18 protein-coding genes and 2 pseudogenes are annotated in these 22,196 nt (G+C 58.1%); 13 read left to right on the top strand and 7 right to left on the bottom strand.

From position 1 onward, the window contains the following. The 5 genes from E3W21_RS31400 to E3W21_RS31590 all read left to right on the top strand — a co-directional run. Window positions 1-419, top strand: a 419-nt coding sequence (locus E3W21_RS31400) for an MBL fold metallo-hydrolase (protein WP_371927036.1), incomplete at its 5' end; no start/stop codon positions are given. A 529-nt stretch (window positions 420-948) separates the two neighbouring features. After that, window positions 949-1,410, top strand: a complete 462-nt coding sequence (locus E3W21_RS03660) for a PRC-barrel domain-containing protein (RefSeq protein ID WP_134418501.1) — start codon at window positions 949-951, stop codon at window positions 1,408-1,410. 230 nt (window positions 1,411-1,640) lie between these two features. Continuing rightward, window positions 1,641-1,772, top strand: coding sequence for a hypothetical protein (locus tag E3W21_RS31600; RefSeq protein WP_256657596.1), 132 nt, complete (start codon window positions 1,641-1,643; stop codon window positions 1,770-1,772). A 144-nt stretch (window positions 1,773-1,916) separates the two neighbouring features. Continuing rightward, window positions 1,917-2,261 (top strand): hypothetical protein, encoded by a 345-nt coding sequence (locus E3W21_RS31595; protein ID WP_256661492.1) that lies wholly within the window; start codon window positions 1,917-1,919, stop codon window positions 2,259-2,261. Then, a complete protein-coding gene (locus tag E3W21_RS31590) occupies window positions 2,254-2,586 on the top strand; it encodes an SLC13 family permease (RefSeq protein ID WP_256661491.1) in 333 nt (110 codons plus the stop codon). Before E3W21_RS31595 ends, E3W21_RS31590 begins: the two co-directional genes overlap by 8 nt. Before the next feature lie 217 nt (window positions 2,587-2,803). Here the strand turns inward: E3W21_RS31590 and E3W21_RS03645 are convergent, their stop codons facing one another. The 4 genes and pseudogenes from E3W21_RS03645 to E3W21_RS31585 form a co-directional block, all read right to left on the bottom strand. Further along, complete coding sequence (locus tag E3W21_RS03645; protein WP_129443736.1) at window positions 2,804-3,751, bottom strand: diguanylate cyclase; 948 nt, start codon at window positions 3,749-3,751, stop codon at window positions 2,804-2,806. Continuing rightward, window positions 3,751-8,298 (bottom strand): PAS domain S-box protein, encoded by a 4,548-nt coding sequence (locus tag E3W21_RS03640; RefSeq protein ID WP_134418499.1) that lies wholly within the window; start codon window positions 8,296-8,298, stop codon window positions 3,751-3,753. The genes E3W21_RS03645 and E3W21_RS03640 overlap by 1 nt, the downstream gene beginning before the upstream one ends. A gap of 267 nt (window positions 8,299-8,565) precedes the next feature. Further along, entirely contained in the window at window positions 8,566-9,690 is a 1,125-nt protein-coding gene (locus E3W21_RS03635; RefSeq protein ID WP_134418498.1) for an HDOD domain-containing protein, read from the bottom strand. A 441-nt stretch (window positions 9,691-10,131) separates the two neighbouring features. Beyond that, a pseudogene (locus E3W21_RS31585) lies at window positions 10,132-10,206 on the bottom strand (VOC family protein); the annotation flags it as partial. Window positions 10,207-10,365: 159 nt separating this feature from the next. Here E3W21_RS31585 and E3W21_RS03625 point away from each other — a divergent pair. Beyond that, window positions 10,366-10,648, top strand: a pseudogene (locus tag E3W21_RS03625) (IS5/IS1182 family transposase); the annotation flags it as partial. Window positions 10,649-10,680: 32 nt separating this feature from the next. Here the strand turns inward: E3W21_RS03625 and E3W21_RS03620 are convergent. The 3 genes from E3W21_RS03620 to E3W21_RS03610 are packed head-to-tail and all read right to left on the bottom strand — an operon-like array spanning window position 10,681 to window position 14,284. Then, entirely contained in the window at window positions 10,681-11,601 is a 921-nt protein-coding gene (locus E3W21_RS03620) for a LysR substrate-binding domain-containing protein (RefSeq protein WP_134418497.1), read from the bottom strand. Between the two features lie 5 nt (window positions 11,602-11,606). Then, on the bottom strand, window positions 11,607-13,820 hold the full coding sequence (locus tag E3W21_RS03615; RefSeq protein WP_134418496.1) for a xanthine dehydrogenase family protein molybdopterin-binding subunit: 2,214 nt from the start codon (window positions 13,818-13,820) through the stop codon (window positions 11,607-11,609). Continuing rightward, window positions 13,820-14,284 (bottom strand): (2Fe-2S)-binding protein, encoded by a 465-nt coding sequence (locus tag E3W21_RS03610; RefSeq protein ID WP_129443731.1) that lies wholly within the window; start codon window positions 14,282-14,284, stop codon window positions 13,820-13,822. Before E3W21_RS03610 ends, E3W21_RS03615 begins: the two co-directional genes overlap by 1 nt. Window positions 14,285-14,402: 118 nt before the next feature. Here E3W21_RS03610 and E3W21_RS03605 point away from each other — a divergent pair, with 118 nt between their 5' ends. From E3W21_RS03605 to E3W21_RS03570, 7 genes are all read left to right on the top strand, one after another. Further along, on the top strand, window positions 14,403-15,293 hold the full coding sequence (locus tag E3W21_RS03605; protein WP_129443730.1) for a LysR substrate-binding domain-containing protein: 891 nt from the start codon (window positions 14,403-14,405) through the stop codon (window positions 15,291-15,293). 311 nt (window positions 15,294-15,604) lie between these two features. Further along, window positions 15,605-16,534 carry an amidohydrolase family protein gene (locus E3W21_RS03600; RefSeq protein ID WP_090183042.1) on the top strand — a complete coding sequence of 310 codons (930 nt, stop codon included), beginning with the start codon at window positions 15,605-15,607 and terminating at the stop codon, window positions 16,532-16,534. Window positions 16,535-16,538: 4 nt separating this feature from the next. Continuing rightward, window positions 16,539-17,444 carry an amidohydrolase family protein gene (locus E3W21_RS03595; protein WP_134418495.1) on the top strand — a complete coding sequence of 302 codons (906 nt, stop codon included), beginning with the start codon at window positions 16,539-16,541 and terminating at the stop codon, window positions 17,442-17,444. A gap of 117 nt (window positions 17,445-17,561) precedes the next feature. Further along, entirely contained in the window at window positions 17,562-18,947 is a 1,386-nt protein-coding gene (locus E3W21_RS03590; protein ID WP_134418494.1) for a UbiD family decarboxylase, read from the top strand. After that, on the top strand, window positions 18,944-19,555 hold the full coding sequence (locus tag E3W21_RS03585) for a UbiX family flavin prenyltransferase (protein WP_134418493.1): 612 nt from the start codon (window positions 18,944-18,946) through the stop codon (window positions 19,553-19,555). Before E3W21_RS03590 ends, E3W21_RS03585 begins: the two co-directional genes overlap by 4 nt. Then, window positions 19,552-20,589 carry a GTP-binding protein gene (locus E3W21_RS03580; RefSeq protein ID WP_129443726.1) on the top strand — a complete coding sequence of 346 codons (1,038 nt, stop codon included), beginning with the start codon at window positions 19,552-19,554 and terminating at the stop codon, window positions 20,587-20,589. Before E3W21_RS03585 ends, E3W21_RS03580 begins: the two co-directional genes overlap by 4 nt. Before the next feature lie 248 nt (window positions 20,590-20,837). Beyond that, the gene (locus tag E3W21_RS03570; protein ID WP_129443725.1) at window positions 20,838-22,193 is read left to right on the top strand and encodes a nucleobase:cation symporter-2 family protein; all 1,356 of its coding nucleotides are present in this window, start codon (window positions 20,838-20,840) and stop codon (window positions 22,191-22,193) included. Window positions 22,194-22,196 lie beyond the last annotated feature (3 nt).

Below are 22,196 nucleotides of genomic sequence, written 5' to 3'. Positions count from 1 at the left end.
CCGGTAAGCACTTGAAATACATCTACGTGACCCACGGACATGGCGATCACTGGTTCGGCACTGAACAGATCCTCGAGCGGTTCCCAGGGGCCACTGTATATGCCACCGAAGGCACGATCCGGCTCATGCACCAGCAGGCCACTGTCGGACGCGAAAAGGTATATGACGTGACCGTGTTTGGCGAATGCGTGAGCGTCAACACGAAGACCACGCAACGGCACCTGGACTCAGACGTTGACCAGAAAAGAACCGTTCCATGTCTCAGTCGAATCAACAAAAACGGCCGTTTTCTGCCCTTCATGACTGACTGCTTTGGGTTACTGCCCGTCACGACAGGCAGCAATCGGCCGATTCTGTTGAAAAAGTCGGCCATGGTTTCTACGGCAGAAAAGTACGCGTTTGAGATTGAAAATCTTTAATTTGAGCAGAGGATTCCGCGCTCAGATTTCGCGTAGCAACGCGCAAAAAAGGCGTTTTCTGCGGTCAGTATGCAGGCAGTCTGGATGGACCGACTTTTTCAACACAATCGACCAGAAGCGGACATTCGCCTGCCGCTTTGATGTCCTGCTCCGGACTTTACTGGAGTTCCCTATATGGACTATCACTCAATTAGTTCGCTTCGCTGACCGAGCTTGGTTACAGTTGCGGGCAAAACTTAATCGTCATATTTATGAGGTTATATGCAAGCTGGAGACATAGTTGCCACAACAGGAAATCGCTTTATTCAGGTCTATACGATAAGCAATGCAGGTGAATGCCAATATATAAAACAACACAAAGCATCCTAATTAAAAGCTGATTAAATATTATTTTTATTTCCAACTTACCATTCGTCGTCACTCGAAAAAAAATTCAAACTTTTCAAAAGCGGGTGACTCTCAATAATACAGCCATAAAGGCTGCATATACATTTTCTGATTGATTGTTGATTGTTGATAGGAGATAGCAATGAACTATGAAGATCGCGATACCTATGGCATGTACAAAACCAACCTCCTACGAGATTCCGGCTCCGAGGAACAGGGGCCTGGGCCCGACCTGATGGGTGCAGACACGCTCATTGGAAATGATGTTTATAACCATAATGAAGAGGACTTGGGAGATATTAAGGAAATCATGCTGGATGTTCGCAGCGGTAGAGTGAGTTATGCCGTTCTATCCTTTGGTGGCTTTCTTGGCATGGGAGAAAAACTGTTTGCGGTACCTTGGAATGCATTGTCACTCGATACACTCAATAAGCGCTTCGTACTCAATATAGAGAAAGAGCGCTTGGAAAATGCACCAGGCTTTGACAAGGACAGTTGGCCTAATATGGCCGACAAGTCTTGGGCAACAGAAATCCATTCTTTCTATGGAACTAAACCTTTCGATTACGATACTGTCCAGAGACAAAGTATCGACAGGAGCTAACCGTCCCTATCCAAAACGAAGAGTGATGCGCGCCGAGCAAAACAACGACATGCTTAGGCTGGCGTTGGGGGTGCCAAACCCTAAGGCGCGCATTGCGGTGACAAATGGCTCTGTCGGCAGCAACAAGGGTTAGGGTGGATTCTGCTGACCGCCGCCGAATCCAAGGCTCGGTCCCAGCCAGCGCCAGTTCATAAAACGCACCACTGGCGTGCTCGCGCCTTGCGCCGTAGATGTTCGATACCGGTCTGTTCGATCCGATCATTCGCAAATTCATCAAGCTGATCAACGGCGACCCGATGAAGGCCGTGGTTTTTGCCGCGCTGCTGGCAGGTCTAGTATTCCTGGATGGTGACGTTCAATGACCTACATGATTACCGTCACCGCGATGCTGCCGTTGTTCAAGCGCCTGCGACTCGCCGTTATCACTCACCTGTGTGGTGATACTTGCGGCGAGCGTGACCAATCTGTTGCCGTGAGGCGGTCCACTGGCCCGTGCCGCAGCGTCCTTGCAGGTTGATACCTCCGAACTGTTTGTCCCGCTGATTCCGGTCATGGTGGTGGGCTTCCTGGGGGTTATGGCGCTGGCTTACTTCATCGGTATTCTTGAGCGTCAACGCTTGGGCACGCTGCGCTTATCGGTGGGCGCTGCCGCCACCGTGTTTGACGATGAGGCTGACGACGAAGGTCTGCCATCCATGTCAGATGAAAGTGCCGAACTGCGCCGTCCAAAGCTGTTCTGGTTAAACCCCTGTCTGACGGTGGGCTTGATGGCTGGTCTGGTAACAGAGGTGTTGCCACTCTCCATTTTGTTCATGGTCGCATTCTCCGATCAACTAACTGCACATGCATGATCAACGTCGCCGAATTTCTGCCCACGCGCCGACGGCCTTGAATCAGATCGCGATCTTCCTCGCGGCCGGCATCCTGGCAGGCATCCTGTCCGGAACGGGCATGGCCAATGCGATGCCAGCAAGCTTCCTGCCAATGCTGCCAGAGACCTGGGGCCCATACATGGCTCCGATCACTGCGGTGGCGAGTATTCCGGGCACCTTCTTCATGTCCAATGACGCCTTCTACTATGGTGCCCACTTAAATTTAAGTGCACACCATGTCTTGGCTTTGCGGGGCTTGGAAGGTGACTTGGCCGGACGGATACGCTTTACGCGAGAGTGGTGAGGTTTTGGGAAAAGCTTCCGTGAGGTAGCGCGTGCGCTTGACCAGGATTCTCAAGGTGAACTCTGCGGCACCGTCAGAGACAAGTCAGCTCAAACCTTTTTCGCGCTGTCAAGACTGGTGAAGGTTAGTCGACAGCCCCCATGTAGGCACTACCGCACCAACACTCTCAACGATCAGTACACCGAGCTGAAAATGCGGTCAGCAAAGGGAAAAATCCTTAACTGGACGACATTGCAGATGAACATACCCGGGCCCTACCAGCTTTCTTCGCTTCATAGAGTTGCTTGTCCGCAGCCTCTATCAACGTGTGAAATTCATGGTCGTCAGTGGGCGTCAATGTGGCGACGCCTAGAGAAAGAGTTACCACACGAGCTACATCAGATGCAGAATGCTCGATACCCAGCGCCCGAATATGCTCTTGCATTTTTTCTGCCAGTTGGACCGCTCCGCAAAGATCTGTATTGGGTAGGATGCAGGCAAACTCTTCGCCACCATACCGAGCGACCAGGTCGTAGGGGCGTCTAACCGTTTCAGACAATGCTTGGGCAACAGATTTCAAGCAGCCATCCCCAGCCTGGTGCCCATATTGGTCGTTGTAGCGTTTGAAAAAGTCAACATCCACCATGATGAGCGACAGCGGCTTTTGCTCTCGAAAGCACTGGCGCCAATCCGCCAATATGTCCTCATTGAATTTGCGTCGATTAGCCACTCCAGTAAGGCCATCCATTAATGCCATGGAACGCAGCAGATCGTTCTGTAGTTTCAGAGTCAGGTGTGTTCGCACACGGGCTCTGACAATGATTGGGTTGATGGGTTTGCTGATGAAATCCACCGCGCCAAGTTCCAGACCTAGTACCTCATCCGACTCCTGCTGCTGTGCGGTAATGAAAATGATAGGGATGTCCTGGGTCGCAGGGTCAGCCTTGAGTCGACGGCATACTTCATGCCCGTCCACGCCCTCCATAACCACGTCCAACAGAATCAGATCGGGTGATTGGGTCTGGCATACCGTGATCGCCTGCTCACCGCTGGTGGCCATGAACACATCACAGTCCTCACGAAACAACTCATGGAGTACCCGGATATTAATCGTTTGGTCGTCAACAATGAGGAGTTTTGGGCGGTTATGGGGATGTGGTAACCAGGTTTCCATCGATTGTTCCATCAGGCAGATCTCAACAGTTCACGACCAATCGGCATCGCAGCGGAAAAGTCTAGTGACTGCACCATGACAACCAGTTCGTCGAACTGTGGGCGCAGGGATGGCGGTGTTTTTGACGCCAATGCGTCTGCCAGCTCTATGGCTTGAAGGTTACCCGCGTCCAGCAATAGCAAAATCTCCTCAAGGGATTCTCGCCATTGCGTGAGCGACATCAATTCGGAGTCAACACAGACCTTTGCGCTCGGGCTCTGACCAAAGTCGACATTCATCTGCTCAAGGCTTTGTTGCAGTAATCTGCTCAATTCGTCAAACCATGTTGCGTCAGCAAAGAGGCTCGCTACAGACTCTGCATCGCCGTGTTTTAGTGTGTGCTCCAGGTCGCCGGCCAGTAGCGACACCGCCTTGGCACCCATGGTCCCGCTGCTGCCTTTAATGGAATGGAGCACGAAAGCGGCCCCCGATGCGTCTTGCCGCTGGATCTGATCGTGCAACCGGACAAGCTGTTTTTCTAGCTCCGGGCCAAAGTTACGCAGTACGTTGCGGATCAACTCGAGGTCACTGCCAAAACGATCAATGATCGATGCACGAGACTCGATGACGCCTTCTCCTATCTTGGCTTCCCTCAAGGCTAGAGATGCCTGGCTATCCTCGCGGCCCACCTGAAACAGCAGCGTTGCGACAAGTTGTTCCAGATCTATAGGCTTGCCGACATGCTCGTTCATCCCCCCAGCAAGACAGGCCTCACGGTCGGTATTGGAGGCATTGGCGGTCATCGCCACAATCGGCAGCGCTGCAAAGCGTGGATTCGATCGAATGCGACGGGTCGCCTCCAAGCCATCAATATCCGGCATCTGAATATCCATCAACACGGCGTCGAAGGGCACCTTCTCAGCCATCACCCTGCTCACACCTTCCAGCCCACCTTCAGCCAGCATCACCTGAGCGCCTTCCCCTGTCAGTAACTCATCGGCAACCTGCCGATTAAGCATGTTGTCTTCCACCACCAATAGCCGCAGCCCAGCCAGACGCTGCGGCCTGCCAGTTGACTTGGACGGGAGGGGCTGCGCAAGGCCTTTGCCGTTGAGTGCTCGCTGAACAGCGTCGGCTAACTGCTTAGGCGTGACAGGCTTGGTGAGAAACCCCACGAAGGGAGCGTCTCCCATCTCGCTTGCGTCGGCCAACACTTCACGGCCGTAAGCGGTAATCATAATGATCATTGGAGGAGGTACGCCGTTGCCCTGCTGATGGATCAATTGCGCAGCGCTCAGTCCATCCATATCGGACATCCGCCAGTCCATCAGTACCACGTCGTAGGCTTCGCCTCTCGCCTGGGCGTTTTTCACCCATTCCACAGCTTGCGTGCCACCACTCACGTGGTCGGCCTGCCACCCTAATGCATGAACGGTTCGCAACAGCAATTCACCCGCCATGGCGTTGTCGTCGACGACCAGTATCCGTATGGACACATCGACTCCAGGGCTGTCAGATCTCAGCAGCGAACTGGGCGCTACATCCAGGGTGATATCGAACCAGAAGCGGCTTCCCATACCCCGCTGGCTCTCCACCTGAAGTTCACCGCCCATCAAGCTGACCAACCGCTTACAGATCACCAAGCCCAGACCGGTGCCGCCAAAGCGGCGGGTGGTTGAAGCCTCGGCCTGAGTGAATCCTTCAAAAATGCGCTGAAGTTGCTCCGGGCTGATACCGATACCGGTATCAGAAACGGCGATGCGCAAGCTCACAGAGTTTTCCGTGCGCATCAGTTGCTCGACGCTGACCACGATCTGGCCTTCCAGGGTGAACTTGAGGGCGTTACCCGCCAGGTTGATCAGCACCTGTTGCAGCCGCAGGCTATCGCCGATCAGGTCGTTGGGTAGATTGGAGTCCAAGTCGAACATGACCTCGACTTCTTTCTCACCTTGGTTGCCGGCCAGCACTACGGAGAGGTCACGCATGAGCGGTTCGAGTTCGAACGGGTGCACGTCGAGTTGCAGCTTGCCGGCCTCAATCTTGGAGTAATCAAGGATGTCATTGAGCAAGCCCAGCAGGGATTTCGCAGCAGACTGTGCTTTGGTCACATAGTCGAGTTGACGACCATTCAGGTCAGTGTTCTGCACTAACTGCAACATGCCCAGCACGGCGTTCATCGGCGTGCGTATTTCATGGCTCATGTTGGCCAAGAAGGCAGACTTGGCCGCACTCGCGGTATCGGCCTGTTCCTTGGCGTAGAGCAGGTGTGACTCCAGCTCGCGTTGGGAGGTGATGTCCCGATTGATACCCGTCACACGCAGCGCCGCACCGCTCGGACTGCGTTCGACCTGCGCACCTGCCTGTATGAAGCGGATCTGGCCGTCCGGGCGGACGACACGGAAAATGGTGTCGTACACACCACTCCCCTCGACGGCGGCACTCAGCTTTTCAGCCGCTGACACCGCATCGTCGGGGTGAACTCGCGAATACCAGTGCTGATAACTCAGTCCATTATTGCGCAACGTCAGTGGCTGACCGTAGAACTCGAACATGCGGTCATTCCACTGCAAGGCATTGTCCGCCAACGTCCAGGACCAGACGCCCAGTTCGGCTACTTCAGCAGCCATCAGCAACTGATCATGAATCGCCATCAGTTCACTACGTTGTTTCTGTGTCGTCTCCAGGCTCGCCGCCAGCTCCCTTTCCGCCGCTTTACGTTCTGTGATGTCCACCGCGATGCCCAGGTAGCCGCTCAATTTCCCGTCGCCATCACGCATGGAGGTGACCACCAGCGTGACAGGAAACCGCGAGCCGTCCTTACGTATGTAAGTCCACTCCCGGGTTTCTGCACCTTCAAGCTCAGGTTTATGGGTCAACACACGGAAACCGTCGATGGCCTGAGCGTACTCCTCGCTCAGTTCAACGCCGCGAGCAGCGACTTCCTCTGGTACATGGATCGATTCAGGTGTGTGCTGACCCAGCAACTCATCGGCGTCATAACCCAACAAATGCTCGGCACCTTTGTTGAACACACGGATAACGCCATCGAGATCCGTCGCAATGATCGAAACCTCGGTGGCCGAGCGCAGCACAGTGCCCAACAACAGATTGAGATGCCGCAACTCGGAAGTTCGTTGCGCAACCTGTTCCTCCAGGTTGGAATTGAGTTCGAGAATTCGGGCCTCTGCTGCTTTTTTCGCCGAGATATCCCTTAACGTCTTGGAGGCGCCAATGACGCGACCACCCTCGCCATAAATCGGTGAAATGCTGGCGGAGACATCGATCAGCCGGCTATCTTTGCGACGGCGTTGAGTATCAAAGCTGGCGATACGCTCCCCGGCCCTTATGCGCGCAAGGATATGATCTTCCTCAGCGACACGCTCCTCAGGAACAACCAGACTGACCAGTGTCTGGCCCACAGCCTCCTCGGCGGTATAGCCAAAAAGGTGCTCGGCCCCTTTGTTCCAGTTGGTGACGATGCCATCGAGTGTTTTTCCGATAATGCCGTCGGCCGAACTTTCGACGATGGCAGCCAGTCTTGCCTGCTCGGCGAATATCTGCCGCCGGCGTTGACGGCTGACACTCACGACACTAGCCAGCGTAGCCAGAAGTAGAGTAAGCAAACCACCCATCAACAGGACGACCTTTGGTGAAACCTGATGCAGGCGCTGGATGAACAACGGGTGCGCGCTGAGTTCAACTTGCCATCGCCTCCCGTATACCTCGCGCTCCACCTGGTGGGTCATCAGCGTTTCATGGCTAGTCGAGTCGTCCGTGCTTTCATAAAACAGCTTCTCTCGCCCTGGGACGGTGATATCCCTCAGCCGCAGATGCACCGCCTCATTTTCTATGCGCAGGCCCCTCAGTACCTGCTCTGTCCGCAACACGACATAGCTCCAGCCAAACGCTGCGGCCTCTCGCTCAACAGCGGTCGCCGGTGTCTCTGCGCCGCGAAAGATGGGCATCAACACCAGGAAAGACTGCTGCGGTTTCCCTGTGTCCTGCACTAGAGTGATGGGCCCGGTAATCCGTACCCTACCGCTTTGTATCGAGGATTGGGCAGCCTCTCGCCGTGCGGTTTCCGACGCAATGTCCAAACCAATTGCAGCCTGGTTTCCCTCAGCCGGTGCGACATACTGGATAACGTAACGCTCGCCTGAATGGGGTGAGAGTTGACGAATGGAGAAATCGGCTTTGCCATCGGCCCGAGCGTATTTGAGAAACTCGCGTTCATCGCGCTCCGGTACTCGCCTGATAAAGCCCAAAGCACTTGCGCCGGGGAACTCGGCAGCGAGGTCGCGCGTTTGGTGATATTGGTCAAAAACTTCGCGGCTGATGCCATGCTCACCCGCTGTCAGCACCGCGCCACGAGCGCCACGCAATCCGTATTGGTAAAGACCGAGGCGAGTTAAAACCAACTCCGCGGCTTCCTCGGTGGCGGCGGCGATCGCTTCTTGAGCCTGCTGCTCGTTGATGCGTTCGAGGATCCAGCCACCCAGAATGCTTACCCCTAACCCCACCACCAGAGTGATGGTTACGCCCCAGCTCAATGCAAAAAACTTATGTTTTCTCACCCGCATTGTCCCATTACAGAAGACCTTCAAGCCTTCAATATTAAAATTAGAACCCTGTTGAGAGCGTCTGCAACTTAGTTCGTATGCATCACATTAACCCTGAACCCCGTGGATAAAAATGTGCATATTTGAGCCAAGGGAATAGGACGGAAATATAGATAAACGTCTTGTCGCACATTCCTTTGGCCCTCGCAAATCCCTTGTATTTAATAACAAAAAATCCTCGCCCGGCTTTTCGGCGGTGAGATGTCCTGTTGGTGTCCCCGAATGCGCTCAGGCCAGGCCCGCCAATCGTTGCAGTCTTTTGAGGTCCGCTTCAGGCTCTCCATTATTCATAGCAGCCCCAAGGCGCATGACCACTTGTTCGCGGCGTATCTGCATGGGAGGCAACGCATAGATCGCACCTATCAACTCACGCAGTGCTTGAGGGAGTCCCCAGGCGGCTTTCAACTTGATGGCAAAGGGGGCGGCGAAATCACGCAGGGCATGGGTGAGCAGTTCTTCATCCACCCTATGCCCCTGGCCCTCCCACTTCTGGATTTGGTAAAGCACACAAAGCTCGCCCATCCGGTGCAGCAACGCAGCACTCTGTAGTGGCGTCGGATCCAGCTTGCATCGTCGAGCCAGGAAAACAACCTGTTCAGCCAGACCCTCGGCATCATCCAGATAAGACTGCATGCAGGTCATCAGCACCCCATTGGTTTGGGTATTGGTCTGTCGCAGGGCCTGGCTTAACGCCAGATTCACACTGGTAAGCCCGCCCAATCGTTTAATGGCATCGATCAAACTGGTGCAGGGTTGGCCCACCCCGTGATACGCCGCGCTGTTGGCTGCCGCAATCAGATGAGCGCACAGCGCCGGATCATGCTGCCAATCCTGGACCAAATCGCGAATATCCAGCTGCTCTCCCCCATATCCACGCTGGAGTTTTTCCTTCACCTGAGCGAGTAACGGCAGATCCAGCCCATGGGTGGATAATCCACTGAGATAGTCGATCAGGTTTTCATCAATAACAGCGGGCACTTGCACAGCCGTATCGGCAGGAAGGAGCGCTTTGAGGCAATCAACGACACGCGACACTTGAAACGGCTTGGTAAAAAACGCGCTGATCCCGAGAGACTTGACTGCCAAGACACTTTCTCGATCGGAACGTCCGGTGATCATAATCAGCGGTATTTTCAGATCCTGTGCACGAATCGTTTGCAACAGGCTTACACCGCTGGCATCCGGTAGATTCCAGTCGGCCATGACCATCTGGTAGGCACTCTGCTGCCAGGCATACAAGGCACTGGCAACATCGCCAAAGCAATCGACTTGCGCCAGCGGACGGATGCTCAAAACCAGCTGTTCCAGAAGGTTTGCTATCCAGGGGTCATCATCCAGAATCATCACGCGCATTCGGTCACCGCACTGGATTGATGCACCATTTCGCAAGGCTTAGCGGCCCGGGCTTGTTGGACGACGAAGTAGAGGTCGCTGGCGTCAGGAGTGCAGTTCTGAACGAGCAATCGGAATTGAGTCACGGCGATATCCATTTCAATTTTGAGTGTGAAAACGCTCAAAACCGAATCTATTCCTCACCGGCGAACTAAACAAGCAAGCAAACAGCTCGCAGGTAAATAGGCAGGCGGGGATTCATGAATGCTGCGATAGCGGAATTGCTCGAGTGGTTCCGTCCTGCTGCTCCCTGCTCCCGGCCCCTAAAATATGCTGGATTCAAATGGTATTGCCTACCGGCCCGAGCGACACTCGACCCATTTTTTCCGAATGGTTATATTTCAACGCCCGAGGGATTGTTCTGACCCCTACTGAGGGGGCCGTGTCGAATGGACACAAATCATCCTGCTCCAGCATCAATTGACTCCCTTGAAAGGACAGGAAAGTGAATTTATCTTCAGGCCTTTCGTATTCAATTTGGAACCCCCGTCAGGCAGCACGACGCGCAGCACGTTTGCTTCTTTGGGGCCTTGCAGGTAGCGGAAGTACTCAATCCGGGTGAGGTGGTTGGACGTGATAATTCCTTCGTCAGGTGTGTATAAGCACCTTCGCGAACCATTGCTATGATTTCTGAGGACTTCAGCGCGTTCCGACCGCGATCAGCTCACCCAATGGCCAAGCAGGCCCGCGAGGCGATGGCGTCAGAAATGCTGTCGGTAGTGGCTGACCGCGGTTACTTCAAAAGCGAGGAAATCCTGGCTTGTCACGACGCTAATATCACCGCCTATGTGCCCAAGCCAATGACCTCAGCAGCCAAGCCGACGGGCGTTTTAACAATGATGCCTTCATCTACGACGCTTCAAAAAATGAATACATTTGTCCGGCTGGCCAGGCATTGATTTGGCGTTTCTCCAGCGTCTTTTTGACGTCAATGTCGATATTCACAATAAATCAAATCCGCGTTATGGAATTGAGAAGGGGTTGCTGGCGTTCTTCGAGAACTCGTTCGCGCAACGTATCGAGAAACAGTTTGAGCACCGGCGAGTCATCGTCTGCGCGGTAAGTGACGTACAACGGCACTTCCGGCAACGCTGGGGTCAGGCGGCGGAACACCAGGCCGGCTGGCGCCAGCTGCTCGATGGACGCTGGCAATAACGCCACACCGAAACCGGCTTGCACGAGGCTGAGCAAGGTTTGAACCTCGATCACCTGTTGGCGGATTTGTGGGGTAAAACCGGCCTTGATGCAGCACTGATAGAGAAAATCAGCAAATCGCGACTGCTTGAGTTCCAGCGCCACAAAAGGCTCCTGTGCCAAGTCCGCCGGCGCCAGGCTTTCGCATCGAGCCAAAGGATGATCGACAGGCATGACCACGCGAATCGGCTCGTAGATCAGCAGTTCATTGCGCAACTGCGGATCGTCATAGCCGACCCGGAACACACAGGCATCGATGCGTTTCTCCTTCAACGCCATGACCTGTGCCGCCGGCGTCATTTCATGCAGCCGCCAGGACAACTGAGGATAACGCTCGCGGAAGAGGTGTAAGGCCCGCGGCAGCACGCCAACCATCACCGAACTGATCATGCCGATTTCCAGCTCGCCCAACTGACCACGACCGGTCTGACGCGTCAGGTCCAGCGCGCGGTTCAGTTGTTCGAACACCAGCGGCGCCTGTTCCTTGAGCATCTGTCCGGCTGCCGTCAGCTCGACCCGGTGATGACTACGCTCGAACAGCGGCGTACCCAGTTCCTCTTCCAGCAGACGAATCTGCTGGCTCAGCGGCGGCTGACAGATGTGCAAGCGCGTGGCGGCCCGGCCAAAGTGCAACTCCTCGGCAAGGGCCATGAAATACCGCAGCAATCGCAAGTCCATGACGGCTATCCCAGGGTCAGTGGCGTCGAGCGCTGGCGCACACCAGTCAAGCTGAACAGCGCATTGGCGATGGCCGGGACCACCGACGGGCTGCCCAGTTCACCGACACCTCCAGGTTTGCTCGGCTCGCCGTCAAGTACCAGAATATCTATCGCCGGCATGTCCGACATCCGGGGCACCCGGTAATCATGGAAGTTACTCTGCACCACCCTGCCCTGTTTAATGTCCATGCGGTCGAACAGCGCGTGGCCGAGGCCCCACATCAAGCCGCCGTAGATCTGCTCTTCGACACCGCCCGGCGACACCGCCAAGCCGCAATCGACCACGCAGGTGAGCTTATCGACCTTGATCACACCGTCTTTTTTCGAAAGTCTGGCGACCACCGCGATGAAGCTGGTGTAACCCTGATTGGTGGCGATCCCCAAGGCTGTCCCTTCCGGCAATGGCTGGCCCCAACCGGCACGTTCGGCGGCGTTCTTCAGCACCGCGACGTGCCGGGGCCGGTCTTGCATGTTGGCCAGGCGAAAGGCCAACGAATCCTGTCCCGAGCTGTGGGCCAGTTCATCCATGAAACTTTCCACGGCAAACACATTGGGAATGAAACTCACGGAGCGATACCAGCCGCTGGGCACGTTGCTTTCGTGCCTGACCCAGACCAGGTCCAGATTCGCAGGACGATAAGCAAAGTCCCACGCGGTGATAGCCTCGGTAGTGCTGTAGTCCATGTGGTCGGGGCGTTCGAAATAGCCCGGCTCCCACTGCTCCGGCGAGGCGGGCGACACCGCATTGAGCTGCAACGCGGTCAACCGACCCTGAGCATCCAGCGCACCTTTGACTCGATGCAGAGTCGCCGGGTGCATGAACAGCGCACGCATTTCGTCTTCACGGCTGTTCATCAACTTGACTGGCACCTTGGCCTGCTGCGCCAGGTATGCCACTTCGAACAACCAGTACTTGGCCTCCCGCGCCCCGAAGCTGCCACCGGACACCAACTCGTTGATGGTGACCTTGTCCTTGGCGATCTTGCACACCGTTTGCGCAGCTTCCAGCGCCGAGGATGGCACTTGAACGCCGCCCCAGTAGGTAATGGCGTCATTCTTCACCTCGGCTGTAATGCAGATCGGCTCCAGCGGGTTCTGCACCTTGTACGGCATGCGATAGTCGGCTTCGAGCAGCTTCGCGGCTTTCGGCCATTGAGCGCTTACATCTCCCGCCGCCATGGCTGACACCCGTTGTGTGGTCTTGTCGTCAATGGCCGCCGCTTGGGCCGTCGCCAGTTTATCGCTGTCGAATCCGGCCAGGGGCGAGTCGCTCCATTGCACCTTGAGCAATTCGCGGCCCTGATGGGCGGCCCAGTAGTTGTCGGCCAGCACGGCAACCCCCTCCTGATTACCGCCCAGCACGTCAGGTCTGCCAGGAATCGCAATCACTTTCCGCACGCCCGGCACTTGCAGGGTAGCGCTGGAGTCCAACGCCAGCACTTTCGCACCAACCACTGGCGTGCGCTGAATCACCGCCACCAGCATCTCCGGCAATTCCACGTCGATACTGTACTTGAAGCGCCCGCAGACCTTGGCCGCCGCATCGCGCTTGTGCCGCAGTTTGCCGATGTACTTGAACTGCGCCGGGTCCTTCAGAGTGATCTTGGCGGGTGCCGGCAAATGCGCGGCGACACCCACCAATTCACCGTAACCAAGGCTGCGCCGACTGGCGGTATGCACCACGCGACCCTCTTTTGTGTTGCAACTGTCCGGGCTGACTTTCCACTGTTTGGCCGCCGCCGCAATCAACAGTGCGCGGGCCGTCGCGCCGGCCATCCGCAAGCGATCGTATTCCAGCGACACGCTGGTGCTGCCACCGGTGGAATAGACTTTCCAGATCGGATGAATGTAGACCTCGAAGAACGGATTTTCCGGGGTGATCACCTGCACCGTCATCGGGTTGACATCCAGCTCCTCAGCCACACAAGCAGCCAATGCAGTCTGGGTGCCGGTGCCGGAATCGTGCTTGTGCACCACCAGTTTCACCGTGCCGTCGGGCAGCACGCGAACCCAGGCGTTAGGCTCGAATTCAGCCGCAGGTGCAGGCACTTTTGGATCCGTCGCCGCTAAGCCCGTGGGCAGATAAAACGCAATCGCCAGACCGGACGCGACTGTGGCGGCTTGCTTGAGAAAAATGCGGCGCGGCAGTTCGACCTGAGTGTCGTCGATAAAAGACATCACGCCTCCTTCGGCGCAGCAGCCGCGCGCTTGATGGCTTTGTTGATTCGCCCGTAAGTGCCGCAGCGGCACAGGTTGCCGGACATGGCGTTACGGATTGAGTCATCGGTGACCGCCGCCCCGGTGTTGAGCAGCGCGGCGGCGGACATGATCTGACCGGATTGACAGTAACCGCATTGCGGGACATCTTCGGCAACCCAGGCCAGTTGCAGCGGATGCTGTTCGGTGGGCGACAAGCCTTCGATGGTGGTGATGCTGTGCCCCGCCACGGCGGCGACCGGCAGTTGACAGGAACGTACCGCGACACCGTCCAGGTGCACGGTACAGGCACCGCACAGGCCCATGCCGCAACCAAACTTGGTGCCGGTGAGTTTCAAGTGGTCTCGCAACACCCATAACAAGGGCATGGAGGGCGATGGCTCTACCAACTCGTGTCGTTCGCCGTTTACCGTGAATTCGATCATTGTCAGGCTCCAAGAGAGCGGCCCGTCTTTGTGCGGGCCTGGTGATCGGATTATTGGGAGCCTTGAGAAATCGGGCCAGCGACGATTTCTGCCATCCTGTGTAAGTAGGACTAACAGCATGTACAAGCGATACCCGTCGGTGCAGTCCATGAGTGCTTTCATCCAGGCGGCCCGCAGCGGCAGTTTCTCCAGCGCGGCGCGCAAACTCGACCTCACCCATAGCGCCATCAGCCAGCAGATCCGCAGCCTGGAAGACTTCATCGGCCAGCCCCTGTTCGTCCGCGAAGGCGGCGGCAGCAACCTCACCGATGCCGGGCAACTGTTCGCCAGCGTGCTGTCCGATGGGTTGGCGCAGATTGATCGGGCCCTGTCCTCGGTGAAAAACCGCAGCGTCGCGCAACGGTTGACGATCGATGTGGACAGCGAGTTGGCCCAGAGCTGGCTCAATCCACGGCTACCGGAATTGCTCGATTTATTGCCAGACCATGAAGTGGTATTGCTGTCGATGCCGCGGTCGGATCGCAGTTCGTTCGAGCGGGTGGACCTGGCATTGCGCTATGGATATGGCGATTGGGAAGACTGCGAGATGTCGCAGATTTGTGGCGATAGCGTCCGGGCCGTGGCATCGCCTGCGTTGCTGGAAAGGCATGGTTTGCAGGTGCCGATTACTCCCGCGCAGGTGCTGGAATTACCTTTGTTGGGGTACACGCGCCGGTCGTGGATTCCCTGGCTGGATGCCGCGGGAATGACCCCGACAGAGCCGGGGGCGCGAGTGGTTTTTGATAATGCGGCGAACCTGATTGCTGCCGCCGAGGCTGGGGTTGGCGCGGGACTGGTGCGCGGGTTGCTGGCGGCGGATGCGTTGCGTTCGGGGCGGTTGGTGGAACTGAACGACGCGAAGATTGCGGCGCATTACAACCTCTACGCGGTGTGGCCGCCGGGACAGGCCGAGCGGGTGGCGCCGGTGGTTGAGGTGATCAAGACGCTGGCTCTGCAAACACTGATCTGACGCCTTCGCGAGCAAGCCCGCTCCCACATCTGGAATGCGTTTCCCTGTGGGCGAGCCTGCTCGCGAAAAAGGTCCGCACATCCACCACAAAAACCTGCCCGATATCGAACACGTATCAACCCCTCGCCCAATTAATATTGTACGAATCCGATCCCCCCTTCCAATACTCCTTCCCAAGCAGCCAGCGTCCCGAGCCGGGTGCGACCAGGCGAGGGAATGCGCAGCAATGCGCATAGAAATGGCCGATTGCCCGGGACATGGCTGCTGCGAACCGCAAGGTTCCCTTCCCCGCTATCAGGAGATCGACTTCAATGATCATCGATATCAGTTGCTATCCCACCGACCTGGTGGACCTCGCCTGGAGGCATGACGGTGACCCGTTCACCGGCGAGCGTCTGCTGGAGATGATGGATGGCCCCTACATGGTCAACGGCAAACCTCGCCGCATCGACAAAGCCTTCATCCAGCCACCACAAGGCAACACCATTTACACCTGGACCGACGGCGACCTCACCGGACGCGAGTCCATCGATGCCTACATGGCTTACACGCTGAAGATGGTCCAGACCTACCCGGATCGCTTCATTGGCTGCTTCGTCTACAACCCGCGCTGCGGTGTGGAAAACGGCGTCGAGGCAATCGAGCGCTACGTCAAGGAACACGGCTTCAAGATGGTCCAGATGCAGGCCAACATGCACGCCTATCGCCCGGATCGCGCGCTGGACTGGGTCCGTCCGGCCTTCGAGAAATGCGCCGAGCTGGGCATCCCGGTCAAGCTGCACACCGGCGACGGGCCTTACAGCATTCCGTCGGAATGGGTGCCGATGATCAAGGAATTCCCCAACGTCGATTTCATCATGGCGCACTTCGGGGTGCAGACCGGCGGCGTCTATGTGTTCGAACCAATGCAGTGGGCGATGGAATTGCCCAACGTCTACTGCGAATCGGGCTGGTGCCTGCAATCGCGGATCGTCGAGTTCGCCAAGGTCCTGCCAACCCACAAGATCCTCTTCGGCACCGACACCCCGCCGAACGAGCCGGGCATGTGGCTGCGGTTGCTTGAAGTGCTCTGCCATGAGCCGCCCCAAGGACTGAACCTCGACGAGGACACTCTGGAGGAATACTTGGGCAACAACACCGCGCGGATGATCGGCCTCGAGCCAACCCCGCCGCCGCGTTCCGTGTCCGAAGCCGAGGCGCAACTCAAGCGCCCAGTCACCACCCAATTGGCCAGGAGCTGAACCGATGATTATCGATACCCATCTGCACCCCACCAACCTGGTCGATGAGGCCTGGCGCCACACCGGTGAACCGTTTACCGGCGAGCGCATGCTCAAGCTGATGGACGGCCCGTACATGATCAACGGCAAACCGCGCCGCATCGACATGGGTTTCATCCAGCCGCCACCGGGCAACACCGGTTATCGCGACGGCAACCGCCGGGGCCGCGAAGGCGTGCGCGACTACATGTCGTACATCGCCGAGCTGTGCATGAAGTACCCGGATCGGTTCATTGGCAACTTCAACTTCAACCCGCGCTGGGGACCGGAAAACGGTGCGGCGGAGCTGGAGTTCCACATCAAGGAATACGGCTTCAAGATGCTCAAGCTGCACGCCAACATGCACGGCTATCGCCCGGACCGCGCGCTCGATTGGCTGCGTCCGGCAATGAAGGTCTGCGCCAAGTACAACATCGTGGTGCTGATCCATACCGGCGACGGCCCGTACACCATCCCGACGATGTTCTACCCGATCATCCGGGAGTTCCCGATGGTCAACTTCATCATCGGTCACTTCGGCATCCAGACCGGCGGCAACTACTCGTTCGAAGCGTTCTGGATGGCCATGGACACGCCGAACGTGTACTGCGAATCCGGCTGGTGCTTCCAGTCGCGGATCGTCGAGTTCGCCAAGGAGCTGCCGCGCAACAAGATCGTCTTCGGCACCGACTCGCCACCGAACGAACCGGGCATGTGGCTGCGGGAACTGGAAGTGTTGTGTTCGCCGGCACCGCAGGGCTTGGGGATCGATGAGGATCACCTTGAGGACTACCTGGGCAACAACATCGCCCGGTTGTGCGGCATCGAACCGACACCGCCACCCAAGGACCTGATCGAGGCGGACATTCGTCTGACCACGACTTACCTGTAACAACCGAAGCTTTTCAGGCGTACAGAAGAACCGGCGTTCGATCGACCGGCAGGCCAACGGCTTGTCGATCGAGCGTCGCCCTCAGCCCTGCGCGCCTGCTTTTTACGAGGTGAAACCATGACCCTCTCTACGCTCGGCGACACCCAGGACTTCCACGATTTCATCGACGCCTATCGCCGGCAATACCCGGACGATGTGCTGACCGTTCACCAATCGCTTTCGGCAGACCAGGACGTCACCGCCCTGGTCGATGCCTTGGCCACCCAAGGTCGCGATCCGCTGCTGATCTGCGAAAAAGTCGGCACGCTCGGCGTGCCGGTGGCCACCAATCTGTTCGCTTCCCGGACCCGCATCGCGCGGATCTTCGGCGTCCCCCCGGCGCAGTTGCACGAGACTTTCCAGACCCGCGCCAATCATCCGATTGCGCCCCGCTACGTGGAAACCGGTCCGGTGCTGGATGAGATTTTCGAAGGCGAAGCCGTGGACCTGGCGCTGCTGCCGATGCTCAAGCACTTCGACAGTGATCGCGGACCGTACATCACCAACGCCATCATCATTGCCGAAGACCCGGTCACCGGCATCGCCAACATGAGCTATCACCGCTCGATGCGTCATGCCCGGCAGACTCTCGCCACCAGCCTGCATTCGCGCGGTCACCTGTGGCGCATGCTGCAAACCGCCCGCGAACGCGGCGAAGAATTGCACGTGGCGATGGTGGTCGGCGCACACCCGCTGTTTATGCTTGCCGCAGCAGCACGTTTACCGTTCGGCAGCGATGAACGCGAAGTGGCCGGCGGCCTGTTCGGCGCACCGTTGGAGCTGGTCAAAACACCGCGCTATGGCATCGGCGTACCGGCCTATGCCGAGTTCGTCCTGGAAGGCGCCATCGACCCGGCGGCCTATGCCGAGGAAGGTCCGTTCGGCGAGTTCAGCGGCTACTCCTCGGACCGTTCGACCAATAATGTGCTGCGGGTCGACACCCTGATGCGTCGCAAGGACGCCTGGCTGGTGGACGTGGTCGGCGGGCGTTACGCCGAACACCTGACCCTGGCGCGGCTGCCCCGGGAAGCGGAGATGAGCGAGAAACTCAAGGCACGCTTCCCCGCCGTCACCGCCGTGCACTACCCCAACTCCGGCACGCACTTTCATTGCTACGTGGCGCTGGATCAAAGCCGCGACGGTGAGGCGCGGCAGATCATGCTCGCCCTGCTCGGCTGGGACCCATACTTGAAAACCGTGATCGCGGTGGACAGCGACATCGACATCACCGACGACAGCCAAGTGCTGTGGGCGTTGGCCACGCACTTTCAGCCGCATCAGGATATGTTCGTCATCGACGGTTTGCCCGGCAGTCCGCTGGACCCCTCGTCCTCGGTCAACGGCACCACCTCGCGCATGGGGCTGGATGCCACGCGCGGTTCGGGATTCGACGGGATCAAGGCGCAACTGGATCAGGACGTGGTCGCGCGTGCACTCAATCTGCTGAAGAGTTATCCGTCATGAACCGCCAGCGCCTGGTGGTCGGCATCAGCGGCGCGTCGGGGTTCATCTACGGCGTGCGCCTGCTGGAATTGCTCGCCGAGTTGAACATCGAAAGCCACCTGATCATCAGCCGTGCCGCGCTGCTGACCATGGCCCATGAAACCGACTACAAACTGGCGGACGTCACCGCGCTGGCCAGCCACTACCACCGCGCCGACGACGTGGCCGCCGGGATCGCCAGCGGTTCGTTTCGCTGCCTGGGCATGGTGGTCGCGCCGTGCTCCATGCGCACATTGGCGGAGATTGCCACCGGCACCTCCTCGGGGCTGATCGGCCGCGCTGCCGACGTCACCTTGAAAGAACGCCGGACCTTGGTGTTGATGGCCCGGGAAACCCCGCTGACACTCGCCCACCTGCGCAATATGACCGCCGTCACCGAAATGGGCGGGATCATCGCCCCACCGGTGCCGGCCTTCTACGCCCGCCCGCAAACCCTTTCGCACATGGTCGATCACAGCCTCGGCCGTGTCCTCGACCTGTTCGGCCTCGACGCCGGGACCGCGCTGCGCTGGGGTGAACCCGGCCCATCGGCCACCGGCCATTTCGCAACAACAAAGGAGCTCGCATGAACAGCCCATTCAACGCCCCTGCCCCGAACCGCAAAATTCCCGTGACCATCCTTACCGGTTTCCTCGGCGCCGGCAAAACCACCCTGCTCAACTACATCCTCAAGGAGAACCACGGCCGCAAGATTGCCGTGATCGAAAACGAATTCGGCGAAGTCGGCATCGACGGCGACCTGGTGCTCAGCTCCGAGACCGAAGAAATCTACGAGATGGTCAACGGTTGCGTGTGCTGCACCGCCGAGGTGCGCGAGGACCTGGTGCGCATCGTCCGCGAACTGGTGGCACGCCCGGTGCGGCTGGATCACATTTTGATCGAAACCAGTGGTCTGGCCGATCCGTACCCGGTGGCGCAGAGCTTTTTTATCAACGACCCGATTGCCGATGAAGTGGAACTGGACGCCATCGTGACCATGGTCGACGCCAAGCACATCGCCCAGCATCTGGAAGACCTGCAACTGGATGGCGTCGATAACCAGGCGGTGGACCAGATCGTCTGTGCCGACCGGATCGTCATCAACAAGATCGACCTGGTCAGCGAGGACGAGGTGGAGGTGCTGCGCGGCAAGATCCGGGGTCTCAATGCCACCGCAGATCTGGTGACCTCCAGCTACGCCGAGATCGATCTGTCGAAGATCCTTGGTATCGGTGCTTTCGAGTCCACGCAAAAACTGATGGAAATCGGCTCGGAGCACGATCACCACGCCGATGAACATCATCACGATTTGGATCATGACCACGACCCCAGCGTGTCTTCAGTCGGCATCGCCGTGGACGGCGCGGTGAACCTGGGCGCGTTCCACCGCTGGATAAGCACGCTGCGCACCGAGCAGGCCGACAACCTTTACCGCATGAAAGGCGTGCTGGCGGTCGTGGATCAGGATCAGCGCTACGTGCTGCAAGGGGTGCACAGTCTCGTCGAGTTCCGTGCCTCCACCTCATGGGGCACGGAGCCACGCTCCAGCAAGATTGTGTTCATCGGCCGCGACCTGGACCGCGCGGCGTTGAACCAAGGCTTTGCCGCCTGCCTGGCAGGCTGAACAAGGCCCGGAGTCGGTGGATGGCGGCTCCGGGAACACAGTACGAAATGCCTGAGGCCAGGTGCAAAACCTGTGGGAGCGGGCTTGCTCGCGAATGCGGTGGGTCAGTCGACATCATCGTTGCCTGATCCACCGCTTTCGCGAGCAAGCCCGCTCCCACAGTGGACCGCAGTGTTCAATCCGTCGCGGCCTGGCATCAGAACGAATGCCCCTCTCTACAGCATAAAAACAGCAAGAGGTGATTCTCCATGTCGTCAGCCACTACCCCTTCCACGGTCCACCCGGTCGACCAGATTCTGCCGGTCCGCCAAATGCTCACCCTTGGCCTGCAACACATGGCCGTCTCATACATCGGCGCCATCGCCGTGCCGTTGATTGTCGCCAGCGCCCTGAAAATGTCCCAGGCCGACACCGTGGTGCTGATCAGCACCACGCTGTTCTGCTCCGGTATCGCCACTCTGTTGCAAACTGTCGGCTTCTGGAAATTCGGCGTGCGCCTGCCAATTCTGCAAGGCGTGGCGTTCAGCAGCGTCGGCCCGGTCATCGCCATCGGCACCAACCCGGAGGTGGGGTTCGCCGGGGTCTGCGGGGCGGTGATCGGCGCGGGGATCTTTACGATGCTCGTCGCGCCGTTCGTGGGCCGATTGCGCCGGTTTTTTCCGCCGGTGGTCACCGGTTGCATTGTCACAGTGATCGGTTTACAGCTGTTCCCGATTGCCTATGAGTGGGTCGGTGGTGGCCGCAATGCCAGCGATTTCGGGGCGCCGTCGTACTTGGCCGTCGCCGCCGTGGTGCTCGCGACCATTCTGTTGGTCAACCGCTATGGCAGCCCGCTGATGCGCAACATGGCGGTGCTGGTCGGGATGCTGGTGGGTGCGGGACTGGCTTACGGTCTGGGCATGGGCAGTTTTCACAGCGTGCAGGAATCGCCCTGGCTTACCGTGCCCTACCCGTTCTACTTCGGCCTGCCGACCTTCAGCCTGATCCCGATCGCGACCATGGTGGTGGTGATGATCGTGCAGATGGTCGAGTCCATGGGGCTGTTCGTGGCCATCGGCGACATCGTCGACAAACCGGTGGAAGAAAAACAGGTGATCAACGGCCTGCGGGCTAACGGACTGGCAAGCACCATCGCCGGGATGTTCGCAGCGTTTCCGTTCATTGCCTTCATGGAAAACGTCGGGCTGGTGATTCTGACTGGCGTGCGCAGCCGCTGGGTAGTGGCGATCAGCGGTTTGTTGATGTGTTCCGTGGCGCTGGTGCCAAAGGCCGGGGCGATCATCGCGTCGATGCCGAGCGCTGCCCTCGGGGGTGCCGGGATTGCCATGTTCGGTGTGGTCGCCGCAGCGGGCATTCAGACCCTGGCCAAAGTCGATTACGAGCGCAACCGCTTCAACGTGTTGATCGTCGGGTTCACCATCGCCGCCGCCCTGGTGCCGGTGCTGGCGCCGGCCCTGTTCAAGCAAATGCCTGAGTGGTCCCAGCCGTTCCTGCACAGCAGCGTGGTGATTGCCTGCCTGGTGTCGGTGCTGCTCAACGCGGCGCTCAACGGCGTCAGCGTTCCCGACAGCGCAGCCACCAAGCCCGCGTCCCACAGCCTCTGACTG

Source organism: Pseudomonas sp. F01002 (assembly GCF_004402115.1).
GTDB classification, from domain to species: domain Bacteria; phylum Pseudomonadota; class Gammaproteobacteria; order Pseudomonadales; family Pseudomonadaceae; genus Aquipseudomonas; species Aquipseudomonas frigoris.
This window is presented reverse-complemented; position numbering and strand designations above follow the sequence as displayed.

Bases quoted from the DNA above. Each gene is read 5' to 3' on its own strand.
- E3W21_RS03600 (WP_090183042.1), top strand. From the start codon at position 15,605: ATGATCATCGATATCAGTTGCTATCCCACCGACCTGGTGGACCTCGCC.
- E3W21_RS03645 (WP_129443736.1), bottom strand. From the start codon at position 3,751: ATGGAACAATCGATGGAAACCTGGTTACCACATCCCCATAACCGCCCA.
- E3W21_RS03580 (WP_129443726.1), top strand. From the start codon at position 19,552: ATGAACAGCCCATTCAACGCCCCTGCCCCGAACCGCAAAATTCCCGTG.
- E3W21_RS03640 (WP_134418499.1), bottom strand. From the start codon at position 8,298: ATGCGGGTGAGAAAACATAAGTTTTTTGCATTGAGCTGGGGCGTAACC.
- E3W21_RS03570 (WP_129443725.1), top strand. From the start codon at position 20,838: ATGTCGTCAGCCACTACCCCTTCCACGGTCCACCCGGTCGACCAGATT.
- E3W21_RS03590 (WP_134418494.1), top strand. From the start codon at position 17,562: ATGACCCTCTCTACGCTCGGCGACACCCAGGACTTCCACGATTTCATC.
- E3W21_RS03620 (WP_134418497.1), bottom strand. From the start codon at position 11,601: ATGGACTTGCGATTGCTGCGGTATTTCATGGCCCTTGCCGAGGAGTTG.
- E3W21_RS03635 (WP_134418498.1), bottom strand. From the start codon at position 9,690: ATGCGCGTGATGATTCTGGATGATGACCCCTGGATAGCAAACCTTCTG.
- E3W21_RS03660 (WP_134418501.1), top strand. From the start codon at position 949: ATGAACTATGAAGATCGCGATACCTATGGCATGTACAAAACCAACCTC.
- E3W21_RS31590 (WP_256661491.1), top strand. From the start codon at position 2,254: ATGCATGATCAACGTCGCCGAATTTCTGCCCACGCGCCGACGGCCTTG.
- E3W21_RS03615 (WP_134418496.1), bottom strand. From the start codon at position 13,820: ATGTCTTTTATCGACGACACTCAGGTCGAACTGCCGCGCCGCATTTTT.
- E3W21_RS03605 (WP_129443730.1), top strand. From the start codon at position 14,403: ATGTACAAGCGATACCCGTCGGTGCAGTCCATGAGTGCTTTCATCCAG.
- E3W21_RS03610 (WP_129443731.1), bottom strand. From the start codon at position 14,284: ATGATCGAATTCACGGTAAACGGCGAACGACACGAGTTGGTAGAGCCA.
- E3W21_RS03595 (WP_134418495.1), top strand. From the start codon at position 16,539: ATGATTATCGATACCCATCTGCACCCCACCAACCTGGTCGATGAGGCC.
- E3W21_RS03585 (WP_134418493.1), top strand. From the start codon at position 18,944: ATGAACCGCCAGCGCCTGGTGGTCGGCATCAGCGGCGCGTCGGGGTTC.
- E3W21_RS31600 (WP_256657596.1), top strand. From the start codon at position 1,641: ATGTTCGATACCGGTCTGTTCGATCCGATCATTCGCAAATTCATCAAG.